The sequence below is a fragment of the Sphingomonas paucimobilis NBRC 13935 genome, assembly GCF_000739895.2.
Taxonomy (GTDB): domain Bacteria; phylum Pseudomonadota; class Alphaproteobacteria; order Sphingomonadales; family Sphingomonadaceae; genus Sphingomonas; species Sphingomonas paucimobilis.
Genome location: NZ_BBJS01000017.1, coordinates 157,084 through 170,405, shown reverse-complemented (window position 1 = coordinate 170,405; position 13,322 = coordinate 157,084). Strand labels below are relative to the sequence as shown.

General features: G+C 67.3%; 10 protein-coding genes. 3 read left to right on the top strand and 7 right to left on the bottom strand.

Going from position 1 to position 13,322, the window contains the following annotated elements; translation table 11 throughout:
• Positions 1 to 190: 190 nt before the first annotated feature.
• From SP6_RS20860 to SP6_RS07450, 4 genes are read right to left on the bottom strand one after another with little or no spacing between them, the layout of a single operon-like run.
• Positions 191 to 355, bottom strand: a complete 165-nt coding sequence (locus SP6_RS20860; RefSeq protein WP_007403673.1) for a hypothetical protein — start codon at positions 353 to 355, stop codon at positions 191 to 193.
• Positions 352 to 1,773, bottom strand: coding sequence for an efflux transporter outer membrane subunit (locus SP6_RS07460; RefSeq protein ID WP_007403816.1), 1,422 nt, complete (start codon positions 1,771 to 1,773; stop codon positions 352 to 354). The genes SP6_RS20860 and SP6_RS07460 overlap by 4 nt, the downstream gene beginning before the upstream one ends.
• Positions 1,770 to 4,877, bottom strand: coding sequence for a multidrug efflux RND transporter permease subunit (locus tag SP6_RS07455; protein ID WP_007403642.1), 3,108 nt, complete (start codon positions 4,875 to 4,877; stop codon positions 1,770 to 1,772). The genes SP6_RS07460 and SP6_RS07455 overlap by 4 nt, the downstream gene beginning before the upstream one ends.
• A 3-nt stretch (positions 4,878 to 4,880) precedes the next feature.
• The gene (locus tag SP6_RS07450; RefSeq protein ID WP_197913070.1) at positions 4,881 to 6,011 is read right to left on the bottom strand and encodes an efflux RND transporter periplasmic adaptor subunit; all 1,131 of its coding nucleotides are present in this window, start codon (positions 6,009 to 6,011) and stop codon (positions 4,881 to 4,883) included.
• Between the two features lie 128 nt (positions 6,012 to 6,139).
• On the opposite strand from SP6_RS07450, the gene SP6_RS07445 reads away from it, so the two are divergent.
• Positions 6,140 to 6,817, top strand: coding sequence for a response regulator (locus SP6_RS07445; protein WP_007403797.1), 678 nt, complete (start codon positions 6,140 to 6,142; stop codon positions 6,815 to 6,817).
• Positions 6,802 to 7,869 (top strand): ATP-binding protein, encoded by a 1,068-nt coding sequence (locus tag SP6_RS07440; protein ID WP_007403650.1) that lies wholly within the window; start codon positions 6,802 to 6,804, stop codon positions 7,867 to 7,869. Before SP6_RS07445 ends, SP6_RS07440 begins: the two co-directional genes overlap by 16 nt.
• Positions 7,870 to 8,223: 354 nt before the next feature.
• Here SP6_RS07440 and SP6_RS20335 read toward each other — a convergent pair whose 3' ends face one another.
• Both SP6_RS20335 and SP6_RS07435 read right to left on the bottom strand, forming a co-directional pair.
• Positions 8,224 to 8,469 (bottom strand): winged helix-turn-helix transcriptional regulator, encoded by a 246-nt coding sequence (locus SP6_RS20335; protein WP_007403671.1) that lies wholly within the window; start codon positions 8,467 to 8,469, stop codon positions 8,224 to 8,226.
• Complete coding sequence (locus tag SP6_RS07435) at positions 8,423 to 11,614, bottom strand: TRCF domain-containing protein (RefSeq protein ID WP_007403736.1); 3,192 nt, start codon at positions 11,612 to 11,614, stop codon at positions 8,423 to 8,425. The genes SP6_RS20335 and SP6_RS07435 overlap by 47 nt, the downstream gene beginning before the upstream one ends.
• Before the next feature lie 225 nt (positions 11,615 to 11,839).
• Here SP6_RS07435 and SP6_RS21685 point away from each other — a divergent pair, with 225 nt between their 5' ends.
• Positions 11,840 to 12,034, top strand: coding sequence for a transposase (locus SP6_RS21685; protein ID WP_227876536.1), 195 nt, complete (start codon positions 11,840 to 11,842; stop codon positions 12,032 to 12,034).
• A gap of 281 nt (positions 12,035 to 12,315) precedes the next feature.
• On the opposite strand, the gene SP6_RS07430 is transcribed toward SP6_RS21685, so the two are convergent.
• The gene (locus SP6_RS07430) at positions 12,316 to 13,146 is read right to left on the bottom strand and encodes a 23S rRNA (adenine(2030)-N(6))-methyltransferase RlmJ (RefSeq protein WP_007403844.1); all 831 of its coding nucleotides are present in this window, start codon (positions 13,144 to 13,146) and stop codon (positions 12,316 to 12,318) included.
• Positions 13,147 to 13,322: the final 176 nt, after the last annotated feature.

Sequence of the window (13,322 nt, the reverse complement as noted above, 5' to 3'; positions counted from 1 at the left end):
ATCGCGATCGTCAAATACATCAATCTCGTAACAGCGCGCGCCAAGCTGCTGGGCTGGCGCTTATCGAATTGGCGCTGTCCTTGTCCAATGCGGCGGGCGCCTCTTCTTCGTTGCCGGTGTTCGCCGAGGTGCAGGTTGCGGAGCCGCCCCCGCCAGCACCGCAGACGGTGCCATGTTCCCCGGGACTTATTTATATCGAACGGCCGGGCGGCGTGCGGGTGAGCGTCGATGCAGGTGGATGCGGGCGCACTGGCACTGGTATCGTCCAGCCGAGCGCGATCAGTCCCAGGATCAGCGTGGCGCGCATCCCGTGGAGCAGCCGCATCGGAAGCGTGTAGCGGTCACGGCGGTTCATCGCGGCGTTCCCCGGGCTTCGGTATCGCCGCCGAGCGCGCGGTAGAGCGCGGCGGCGGCGGTCAGTTGATCACGCCGGACGATCAGCGCGCTTTGCCGAGCGCCATAGATTGCTCGTTGGGCGTCGAGCAGTTCCAGGCGGCTGGTCTGCCCCGCGCGATAGGCAAGGTCGGTCAGCCTGGCGCGACGCTCCGCCTCGCCGACGACGGCACGCTGCTCGGTCATCTGCCGTCCATAGGTCGCCTGTGCAGCAAGCCCATCGGCAACTTCGCGAAAGCCGGTCTGGATCGCCTTTTCATAGGTTGCAATGGCGGTCGAGGCGCGAAGCCGGGCGAGGTCGAGATTGCCGCGCAGTTCGCCGCCGCGAAAGATGGGCAGGCTGATCGCGGGCGAATAGGACCATGATCGGTTGGCCCCCTGGAACAGGCTGTCGAGCGCCAGGCTGGCGAAACCGAAGGCGGCGGTCAGCGATACGCGCGGGAAGAAGGCCGCGCGCGCCGCGCCGATATCGGCATTGGCGGCGCGCAGCTCCTGTTCGGCCTGGGCGATGTCGGGGCGGCGGGTCAGCAGGTCGGAGCGCGTCCCTGCCGCCAGCGCGATGCGGATCGGCTGATCCATTAGTGGGGTGGGTGGCAACAGGTCGTTTGGCAGGGGGGCACCGACCGCCAGCGTCAGCGCGTTGGTCGCCTGCGCCAGTTCACGCTCGCGCTGTGCCAGATCGGCCTGTGCCTGGCGAACCAGCCCCTCGGCCTGCGCCAGATCGGCGCCGCTCGCCTGGCCCGCGTCCTTGCGAAGCCGGGTGATGTCGAGCGAGGCCCGCCAGTCGGCCAGCGTGGAACGGGTCAGCGCCAATTGCTCGTCGGCCAGCCGTTCGTTCCAATAGGCGTCGGCGACCGCGCCAATCACCGCCAGGCGCACCGCGCGCCGCGCCTCAACCGACGCAAGCCAGCGGTGGAACGCCGCTTCGTTCATCGCACGCAGGCGGCCGAACAGGTCGATCTCGAAACTGGTCAGCGCGGCCTGTGCGCTGAACTGGCCGAATTCGAAGCCCCTCGCCTCGCTTCCCGGCGTCAGGCCGACGCCTGCCCCGGCGACACTGGCGGGCTGGCGCTGGCGGGTATAGCCCGCGTCGACATTGACGCCGGGCAGCGACTGGGCACGCTGCACCCGCACCTGCGCCCGCGCTCCTTCCGCATTCAGCGCGGCGATGCGCAGGTCGCGATTGGCGTCGAGCGACAGCGCGATCAGGCTTTGCAGCCGAGGATCGCCGAACATGCCGCGCCATTCGGGCAAGGCTTCTGCGCCGCTCGCGATCGGATAGGCCTCGGCGACCGGCGGTGTCGGCAAGGTGAGCCGGGGGGTCATCGAACAGGCCGTGGTCGCCAGTAACAGGGTGAGGGGCAGACATCGCATCGTCATGCCTCCTTCACCCGGGGCGCGCGCCAGCGTTCGGCCAAGCCCACAACCACCACGAAGAAGGTCGGCACGAAGATCAGCGCCAGTACGGTGCCGGTAATCATGCCCCCGAACACGCCCGTCCCGATCGCGTGCTGCGTCTCCGCGCTTGCCCCGCCCGCCAGCATCAGCGGTACAACGCCCAGCGTGAACGCCAGGCTGGTCATCACGATCGGGCGAAGGCGCACGCGGGCGGCGGCGATGGCCGCGTCGATCAAGCTTCTTCCCGCCTCACGATATTGCTTGGCGAATTCGACGATCAGGATCGCATTCTTGGCGCTGAGTCCGATGATGGTGATGAGGCCGACCTTGAAAAAGATGTCGTTCGACATGCCGCGCAGCATCACGGCCGACACCGCGCCGATCAGTCCCAGTGGCACGACCAGCATGACTGCCATCGGGATCGACCAGCTTTCGTAAAGCGCGGCCAGCACCAGGAACACGACCAGCATCGACAGCGCCAGCAGCATCGGCGCCTGCGCCCCCGCCTCGCGCTCCTGCCGCGACTGGCCGGTCCATTCGATGCCGAAGCCGGGCGGCAGTTCGGCGGCCAGCCGTTCCATCTCGCGCATCGCCTCGCCGCTCGAAACGCCGGGCGCGGCGCTGCCGGTGATGCTGACCGATGGATAACCATTATAGGTCGATAGCTGAAGCGGGCTGTTGCTCCACACCGGCGTCACCAGTTCGGCCAGTGCCACCGTGCCTCCGCCTGTGTTCTTCACGCGCAGTTTCATCACATCGTCCAGGTTCATGCGGTGCGCCGGCTCGGCCTGCACGATCACCTGTTGCAACCGCCCCCTGTTGGGGAAGTCGTTGACGTAACTGCTGCCCAGCGCCGTGCCGATCATGTCGCTGATCGCGGTGAACGACACGCCGAGCGCGCGCGCCTTCACCCGGTCGATGTCCAGCCGCACGCTGGTGCCGGAGGGGAGGCCCTCGGCATAGACGCCGGTCAGCTTGGCGCTGCGCTGCGCATAGGCGACCAGCATGTCGCGCGCGGTGAACAGCGCATGGCGTCCCTTGCCCGCCCGGTCCTCCAGCCGGAGCGCGAAGCCCGACGAGGTGCCCAGTTCGTCGATCGCGGGCGGCATGACGTTCATCACCTGACCCTCATGGACGTCCCTGGCCATTGCGGCATCGGCGGCGGCGACTTCCTTGGCGACATTGGTGCCGCCGCGATCCTTCCAGTCTTTCAGAATCGTATAGACCATCGCCGCATTGGGGCCGGACCCGGAGAAGCCGAAGCCCAGGATCGATTCCGTCGTATCGACACCGGGGCGGGTCGTCATATGCTTCTCGAGGGCCTTGACGGCCGCCAGCGTGCGGGCGGCGGTGGCATCGGCGGGTAGCTGGAAGCTGGTCATGAAATAGCCCTGATCCTCCTCCGGCATGAAGGATGACGGCAGGTTGACGAAGGCGATGGCGAGCATCCCGACGATCGCGGCGAAGACCAGCATCATCCGCCCGCTCGCCTTCAGAAGCGTTGCGACCCAGCCCTGATAGCCGCGTGTCGCCCGGTCGAACTGGTGATCGATCCAGGTGAAGAAGCGGTTCTTGGGCTGCCCCTCGTCCAGCGGCTTGAGCAGGGTCGCACACAGCGCGGGGGTCAGGGTGAGCGCGAGGAAGGCGGAGAACAGGATCGATACCGCCATCGCCATCGAGAATTGGCGATAGATGGTGCCGACCGACCCGGCCGCCAGCGCCATGGGGATGAACACCGCCGACAGGACCAAGGTGATGCCGATGATCGCGGGCGTGATCTCCTGCATCGCCTTGCGCGTGGCGTCGGCGGGCGACAGCTTCTCCTCGTGCATCAGCCGTTCGACATTCTCGACGACGACGATCGCGTCATCGACGATGATGCCGATCGCCAGCACCATACCGAACATGGTCAGCACGTTGATCGAATAGCCCGTCGCCAGCATGACCGCGATCGTGCCGAGCAGCGCGATCGGCGCGACGATGGCGGGGATCAACGTGTAGCGGACCTTTTGCAGGAACAGGTACATCACGAGGAAGACAAGCAGCATCGCCTCGGCCAGCGTGTGCAGCACCTTCTCGATCGAAATGCGGACGAACGGGGCGGTGTCGAACGGCGCGGACCAGCTCATGCCCGGCGGCAGCGAATGGGCGAGCTCGGTCATGCGCGCACGCACGGCTTTCGACGCGGCGACGGCATTGGCGCCGGGGGTTAGCTGGATGCCGACCGAGGCGGCGAACTTGCCATTCTCGCGCGTGTCGTTGCCGAAGCTCTGCCGCCCCAGTTCGATCCGCGCGACCTTGTCCAGCGTGACACTCGATCCGTCGGTATTGGCCTTCAGGATGATGGCGGCGAAATCCTCGGGCGTCTTGAGCTGTCCATCGGCGGTCAGCGGGACCAGGACGCGCTGGCCACCCGCGGTCGGCTCGGCCCCCAGGGAACCGGGGGCGATCTGAACATTCTGCTCGGCGATCGCGGCCGTCACGTCGGTGGCGGTCAGGCCGTATCCCGCCAGCTTGGCCGGATCGATCCAGATGCGCATCGCACGCTCGGCCGAGAAGTTCTGGACGCGCCCGACGCCGGGGATGCGCTTCAGCTCGTCGACGATGGTGCGGGACATGTAATCGGACAGTTCGACCTCGTCCTGCCGCCCATCGGACAACAGGCTGACGATCATCAGAAAGCCCGAGGAGGCGGACTCGACCGTGACGCCGGTCTGGCGCACGACCTGTGGCAGGCGCGGCTCGATCGTCTTCAGCCGGTTCTGCACATCGACCTGCGCCATCTCCGGGTTGGTACCCGGGCGAAAGGTCGCGGTGATCGTCGCCGAGCCCGAGGTGTCGGCCGAACTCTCGAAATAGAGCAGGTTCTTCACGCTCGACAGTTCGCGCTGCACCAGCGAGACGACGCTGTCGTTCAGCGTCTGCGGCGTGGCACCGGGATAGCTGGCGTAGATGCTGACGGTAGGCGGCGCGACGCTGGGGAAGCGCGCGACCGGCATTTGCGGGATCGCGATGATGCCCATCAGGACGATCGCGATGGCGATCACCCAGGCGAAGATGGGGCGGTTGATGAAGAATTGCGCCATGGCTCAGCCCGCCGCGCCGCCATGCCAGGGGCGCTGGTTGACCGGCGTGCCGGACTGAACGCGGTCCTGCCCTTCGACGATCACGGTTTCGCCAGCGCGCAGTCCCGACTGGATGACATAGCGGCCACCGACGAGCGGACCGAGCGTGACGCGGCGGATATGCACCCGGTCTTGCCCGCCGACCACGCTGACCTGGGGTGAGCCGTCGCCCGCGCGGGTCACGGCCTGTTGCGGTACGGTCAGCGCAGCGGGCATCCTCGCACGGGGCAGACGGGCGCGGACGAACATGCCGGGCAGCAGCCGTTCGCCGGGATTGGGCACCTCGACCCGCACCAGCGCATCGCCCGTGCCTGGATCGACCGCGATCCCCGAAAACAGGATATGTCCCTGCACCGGATGGCTCCGCCCCGAGGCGCTGAAAATCTCGACCGGCCCCGCCGCCGCACCCTGCGCGCGCAATTCGGCATAGCGTTCGGCGGGCTGGCGGACATCGACATAGACCCGGTCGATCTGCTGGATCGTCGCCAGCGGCGTGGCGTCGGCCGCCGTCACCAACGCCCCCTCGGTCACATTCGCCGGTCCGATCCGCCCGGTGATCGGTGCGGTCACACGCGAGAAGCCCAGGTCGATCCGGCGGCGCCGCAAGTTGGCGCGCGCTTCGGCCAGTTCGGCGGCAGCCTGCTCGCGTGCGGCGACCGCGTCGTCATAGCTTTGACGGCTGATCGCATCGGCGGCGACCAGCGGCTTCAGCCGGTCGGCCTGTGCGCGGGCGCGGGCATAGGCGGCGCCGGCCTTTTGCACGGTTGCCTGCGCGGTGTCAGCATCGGCGCGGAAGGGGGCGGGGCTGATCTGGAACAGCATCTGCCCGGCGCGCACCGCCGCGCCCTGTTCGAACAATCGGCGCTGGACGATGCCGCCCACCTGGGGGCGAATCTCGGCGGTTCGGAACGCCACGACACGCCCCGGCAGTTCGTCGGCAGCGGTGACCTCGGTCGGTGCGACACGCATGGTGAGCACCGTCACCGGATCCGCCGGGGCGGCGGGCGCTTCGGCGGAACAACTGCTGAGCGAGGCCGCCATCATCAGAATAATCGGCAGGGCTGGCAGTGTGCGGTTCACGAGAGATCGACTCATCATGCCGTCGCCTATCCGCGCGGGCCGTTGCGCATGTGTCGATATTGTGTGGAGACTGTGTGGAGCCGGGCTGGCGGCGTGCCGGGTCACGCTGATAGGAACGGCGTCATGCCCAGTGGATCCGCCGTATGAACCCGCTCGCGCTGATCGCCGAGGACGACCGCGACATCGCCGAGATCATCCGCGCCTATCTGGAACGCGAGGGGTTCCGGACCGTCCATGCCGGCGACGGCCGTACCGCGCTCGACCTGCATCTTGCGCTGAAGCCGGATATCCTGCTGCTCGACATCTCGATGCCGCTGATCGACGGCTGGGGGGTATTGTCCGAAGTGCGGCGGCGGGGCCATACGCCGGTGGTCGTCACCACCGCGCTGGACCAAGACATCGACAAGCTCCAGGCGCTGCGCATCGGGGCCGACGATTATGTCGTCAAGCCGTTCAACCCGGTCGAGGTGGTCGCGCGAGTCAAGGCGGTGCTGCGCCGGACGGGCGGCGAGGGCGCGAACGGCGTGCTGCGGGTTGGCCCGGTCGAGATCGACACGACCGCGCATATGGTCCGTACGGAACGCGGCGAGGTGGCGCTGACCCTGACCGAATTCCGCCTGCTCGCTCATATGGCGCGTACACCGAGCCGGGTGTTCAGCCGCAGCGAGCTGCTCGACGCCTGTCTGCCGGGATCGGATGCACTCGACCGAACAGTCGACAGCCATGTGAGCAAACTGCGCCGCAAGCTCGAACAGGCAGGGGTTCCGGACATGCCCGAGGGGGTGCGCGGCGTCGGATACCGGCTATGGTCGCGTGGATGAAGAACCGGATCAGTCTGACCCGGCAATTGTCGGTCGCGATGGCGGCGCTCGCCTTCGTGGCGGTCGTGGTCAGCACAGCGGCCTTCTATATCGTCTATGCTGTGCTGGAGCGCCTGCGCCTTGTCGCCCCGTTGCCGCCGGGTGTGGCGGATACGACCGGGTTGGATGTTGGCATCACATTGGCGGCGTGCGTGATCGGGGTGGCGCTGGCGCTGGCGGTCGCGGTGCGGCTGGCACGGTGGATCGTACATCCGCTTGGAGCGGTGGGAGCGGCGGCCCGTCAAATCGCCGAGGGCGATCTGACGACACGTATCGCGCCGGTACGCGGCGCGCATGGCGAGGCGGCCGTTTTGATCGCTGATTTCAACGCGATGGCCGACCGCCTGCAACGTATGTCGGACGATGTGAAGCTTTGGAACGCGCAGATCGCCCATGAGCTGCGGACCCCCCTGACCATCCTGCGGGGGCGGCTCCAGGGCGCCAAGGACGGCGTCTTTCCGCTCGACGACGAACTGGTCGTCGGCCTGGTGAAACAGGTCGAGGGTCTGACCCGGTTGGTCGAGGATTTGCGCAGCGTCAGCCTGGCCGAGAGCGGGCGACTGGAGCTGGAGATGGCGAATGTCGATCTTGCTGCCGAGATGGACGACATGCGGCCGATCCTGTCATCCATGCTGTCGCCAGCGGGTTTCGAACTGGAGATGACGTTGGAGACCGGGGCCGTGCGGGCCGATGCGGCACGCATCCGACAGGCGGTGATCGCACTCGTTGATAATGCCCGTCGCCATGCGTCGCCTTGTACCTTGGGGATCGCAGTCGAATTCACGAAAAATGAGGCGGTCATCACCGTGGCAGACAAGGGGCCGGGGTTGCCACCCGAGTTTGAGAAAAGCGCTTTTCGCCAGTTCGTACGCGGTACAGGAAATCCCGGCGGATCGGGACTCGGCCTTTCCGTCGTTCAAGCCATCGCCCGAGCGCATGGTGGCGATGCCATTTATCAAAGGGTCGCCAAGCAATCGCTGTTCCGCATTCTCCTGCCGGTAAAGTCAGACTGACAAAAGTTCATCGCGCTGTCGCTCCGTGTAATGCGATCTATTCAGGCTCTACAGCCACTTTGAGACGATGAATGTTGTCCGAACTATCTCGTTCAACCTTCGTTTTTGGGACAACTGGCCGCTTAACGAGGAACCGCAACGCTTGCGGAACTGTTGATAGTAGCATGCCGGGAAGGTTTCCGATCTCGGTCACTCCGAGCGCCGTTTAGACACCGTCAGAGCGATCCGCCTAGCGACGTGAATGAAAGGCCGGTTTCGGCTGACGCTTTTGTCCACCTGAATGGCTGAAATGGGTTGGATTACCCAGCGACGGTCCGCAAGACATACATAAATTCAGAACCAGCAGCTTGGCAGTCAACCACGCCCGCGTCCCCAGCCATCTCGACCGGCGAAGAGCTTCTGCATTTCCGCCATGTTCTCGGTGCCCCACTGGCATAGCGGCTCGAGCGCCCGGGCGAAGCTCTGTCCAAGCTGCGTCAGGATATAGTCGACCCGCGGCAGGACTTCCCTGTGATCGTTCCGGCGATCGTTCCGGCGCAGGACGCCGTCCGCCTTAATGCTCCAACAGCGCTGCCAGACGCGCCAACCGCTCGCTCGCATCCTCGATCCGTTCGCTCAGGATCAGCCGCCCGTTCTTTTCGGTCAGCCCCTCAATCGCCTCACCCGCCGCGCTGTCCGGCCGCGGCGTCAGGGCGATCGCGGCGGGGCCGGCGTCGATCCGCGCGATACCGTGGCCGCGCGCCAGTTCGCGCACCCGCGTGATCGTCATCAGCCGCTCCGCCGCGCGCGGCAACGCGCCGAACCGGTCGCGTAACTCCTCCTCGAAGCCATCGACATCGTCGATATCGCGCAGCCGGGCGAGCCGCGCATAAAGCGACAGCCGCACATCCTCGTCCTGGATCCAGTCGGCGGGCAGCCAGCCATCGATGCCGAGGTACAGCTCGGGCGTCCAGCGCTCCACCGTCTCGCCCCGTGCGGTGCGCAGCGCGCCTTCGAGCAGTTGCTGATACAGTTCCACACCGATCAGCCGCATATGCCCCGCCTGCGTCTGTCCCAGCAGGTCGCCCGCGCCGCGCATGTCGAGATCGCGGCCGCTGATCGCAAAGCCCGCGCCGAGCCGGTCGAATGCCTCCAGCGTGCGCAATCGCTTGAGCGTCCTGGGCGCGATGGCGTCCTCGCCCTTGGTGAACAACAGCACCTGGCCCCGGCGATGCCCGCGCCCGACCCGCCCACGCAACTGGTGCAATTGGGCGAGGCCGAAGCGATCGGCATGGACGATCGCCATGGTGTTGGCGCGCGGCACGTCCAGTCCTGCCTCGATGATGTTGGTCGCGAGCAGCACGTCGCCGTCGCCGCGACCGAAGCGCACCATCGCCTCGTCGATCTCGGCCGCCGGCATCTTGCCATGCGCCTGCAACAATTCCAGTTCGGGGACCAGCTCAGCCAGCTGCGCGGCGAGGGGTGCCATGTCGGCAATGCGGGGCACCACGACGAAGCTCTGCCCGCCGCGTGAGCGTTCGCGCAGCAACGCCGCGCGCAGCATCTCGGGCGCGAAGGCGGACACGGCGGTACGGATCGGCTGGCGGCGGGCCGGGGGCGTCGCGATCACCGACAACTGACGCAGCCCGACCAGCGCCGCCTGCAAGGTGCGCGGGATCGGCGTCGCCGACAGGCTGAGCACATGGCCCGCCGAAAGTGCCTGTAACTTCGCCTTGTCCGCCGCGCCGAAACGCTGCTCCTCGTCGACGATGACCAGCGCCAGGTCGGCGTAGGCGACGCCCTTGCCCGCGACCGCGCCGGTGCCGATGACGATTTGGATGCTGCCGTCCTTCAGTCCTGCCTTGACCCGGCGCGCCTCGGCAGCGGTCGACAAGCGCGACAGGCCAGCGACCGCGATCCCCGTGTCAGCGAAGCGCTGGGTGAAGCTGTCGAGATGCTGGCGGGCGAGCACCGTCGTCGGCGCGGCGATCGCCACCTGCTTGCCCGACAGCGCGGCGATGGCGGCGGCCCGCAGCGCGACCTCGGTCTTGCCATAGCCGACATCGCCGATCACCAGCCGGTCCATCGGCCGTCCGGAGGCCAGGTCGCTGCGCACCGCCTCGATCGCGGCGCGCTGGTCGGGCGTTTCCGAGAAGGGAAAGCCCGCCGCGAAGCGCTCATAGGCGGCGGGTTCGGGGTCAAGCACCGGCGCGGTGCGGTCGCCACGCGCTTGGGCAAGCTCGGTCAGCCCGCGCGCGGTTTCGGCGATGGCGGCATCGATGCCGGCACGCCGCTCCTGCCAGCTCTTGCCGTCCAGCGTGTCGAGCGTGACCGCATCGTCCTCCGCGCCATAGCGCCACAGGCGGTCGGCGTCAGCTACGGGCACCAGCCGCACCGCGTCGCGCGCATAGGTCAGCTTGATCGCGTCGCCGCCCGCGGTCGTATCGTCCCGCGCCAGCCGTTCCAGCCCCGCGACGGTGCCGATACCATGATCCTCATGGATTACGGTGTCGCCGACGCGAATCTCGGCGGATTGCAGCAGCGCGGGCTCGACATGCGCCACGACGCCGTCGGATCGGTCGGCACGGCTGCCGATCAGGTCCGCAGCGGCGATGGCGAGCAGGCGCTTCGTCCGAAAGCCGCGATCGGCGGGCGCGGCGAGCGTCAGCAGCGGCCCCGCCGATCGCTTGCGCACCACCGACCAGTCGGCGGCCGGGGTCGCTTCGGTCGCCAGCGCCTTTTCGACCCGGCGGGTGAGGAAGCGTAGGTCGCGCTCGCTGCCGATCAGGACCACGCGCTCGCCCGCCTCGATCGCCGCCTTGCCCAGCTTGGCGAGGCCGCGCATCGGTGCCGCTTGCTCGACGAAGCGGGGCGGCGGATCGCCGGCGCGGTCGATCGTCACGACCTGTCGCGCCGCGATCAGCGCGCTCCACGCCGTCTCGTCGATCACCTCGCGGGCCGCCCGGCGGGCACCGCGCCGCGCGGCATCACCGCTCAGCAGCAATAGGCGCCGGCGCCGGTCGTCCGCCGCGGGGGGCAAGACGATCGTCGCGTCGGGCAGATGATCGATCAGCGCACAGCGATCCTCGCCCAGCGGCGGTTCGGCCACCCGACCCAATTCGCGCCGCTCGATCTCGGCGGTGGTGCGCTGGTCGGCGGGATCGTAGTGGCGGATCGACACGACTCTGTCGTCCTCGACCTCGATGCGCAGCGGCTGGTCGGCATCGGTGGGAAACACGTCGAGCACGCGGCCGCGGAGCGCCAGTTCCCCCGGCTCGTCGACGCGCTCGTCGGGGATGTAGCCAAGCCCGGTCAGCGTCTCGAACAGGGCCGGCAGGTCGCACGGCGTGCCGATCGCGACCTGCGGTGGCTCGGCGTCGAAAGCGGCAGGGGGCGGATAGGCGCGCGCGAGTGCCTCTCCCGTGGTGACCAGTGCGATGCGCGGGCGCTTCGCCTCGCCTAGCATGCGCCGCACGCCGCGCAGTGCCGACACGCGCTGGCCGACATTGGCGGGAGAGGCGGGGGCCTCGTCCCCCGGCAGCGCGTCGGTGCCGGGACACATCCAGACGCTTGCCGTCGGTATCAGCGCGGCGAGGGTCCGCGCCACGGCGGCGGCGCGCGTCTCATCCGCCTCGACCGCCAATATGTCGTTCTTCGCCAGCCGTTCGGCGAGCGCCGCGGCGGTCTCGATCACGCCCAGCACGGGATGCGGCGTGCCCGTATCGGGTGCCAGCGTGGCAATCTCGGCAGCAGTCAGCGTGCGCATCAAAGGTCGTATCCCGTTGGGTGGCAACGAGAAACGGCTACCCGACGGGCCCGTTCCCGGGCTGGCATCGCAGTCGGCTTTTTATGGTCCTGACCCTAGGATTACAGTTGTGTTTTTGATTTGCTGTGGGGGCATTGCGCGGCGGCCTGATGTGTACGCCGCCAGCATGACCGGGCGACGACGTGGCGAGGTTCGATACGGCGCACAGTTCCATTCTGCGTCGCTGTGCAGACCTTGGCGGCATTCACCGCTGCCGTGGATGAGGCGGGCAGGTTCAAGCGATCGCGAACGGCGGAGGCCTATTTCGCTCTCGCCCCGCGTCCGCACCAGTCGGGTGAGCTTGACGGACGGGGCGGATCACCAAACAGGGCGGCGGTACCGTCCGCAAGCTCCTCGACGAGGCTACGAACTCGATCCTGATCCGCACGCGGCAGGCCTTTGCGCTAAAGACCCAGGCGCTCAAGATCGCGAAGCGGCGCGGCTTCGAGAAAGCCCGGGTCGCGTTCGCCCGCCGCCCGCCGGGGAACGCGGCTACGGACGATCTGCGGAGCTGATCGGATGGACTGCCAAGCCCGCTTCGAGGCCACGCCATGTCCGGTCTTATGTGAACCGATACGACCCTCAGGCCCACAAGGGCGGACAGATCCTCGAGACCCTCAAGGGCCAACCGCCAAGCGGATGCAAATTACAGATCCTGACTTTTAACCGTCCAGCCAATCAGCAGTGATCTCACCCCTATGCCCTTCCGGCGCCAGGGCGGCGCGGAGGGCTTCCAGCAGCGGCGGGAGCGCCTGCGTGAAGGCATAGGGCGGATTGACGATGAAAAGGCCCGCACCGTTATAGATGCCGGGCTGATCGGCATCATACAGCCAATGCTCCACCGACAGGAATTTGGGGATGCCGAGCTTTCGCAAATCGTTCTTCCACCGTTGATGCGTCGCGCGGTCTTTGAGCGGATACCAGATGACCGTCACGCCATGCGCCCATTTGCGGTGGGCCGCGGCGAGGGTGGTGGTGATGCGGGCGCGCTCGTCGGTCTGCTCGTACGGCGGGTCGACGACCACCACGCCGCGCGGCGTACGGGTCGGAAGCATCGCCGGCCACAGCTCATAGGCATCGCGCTCATGCACGGCAGCAGGCGTACCGCGCATCGCACCGCGCAGAACACGGGCGTCCTCGGGATGCTTTTCGTTGAGGATCAGCAGGTCCTGCGGGCGCAGGAGCTGCGCCAGGAACTGTGGCGAGCCGGGGTAGAGGTGCGGCTCCGTCCCGACATTCACCGCCCGTACGGCGGCGCGATAGTCGTCCAGCAAGGGGTTCGGGTCGGCAAAGGCCCGCAGCACGCCTTGGGCGGCTTCACCGGTGCGTTGAGCCTGCTCGCCGCCAAGGTCGTAGAGCCCGCAGCCGGCATGGGTGTCGATCAGGGTCAGCGCGCCCGGCTTCTGCTGCAAGGCGCGGACAAGCGCGATCAGCAGGCTATGCTTCACGACATCGGCACTGTTGCCGGCATGGAAGGAGTGGCGATAATTCATGGCAATCCAAAACCCTGCCGATTTGACTTCGTATGACCCGGACGTAAGGCGTCAAAGCCCCAGTGAGCGAAGCCCCAAATCAGCTTTTGCGGTCGGCGGCAACCAACAGCGGAGACAGCCGTGATCCGCAATCCCGTCAGCAGTCGACATTCACCCGCCAGACTGCGTCATCAGTC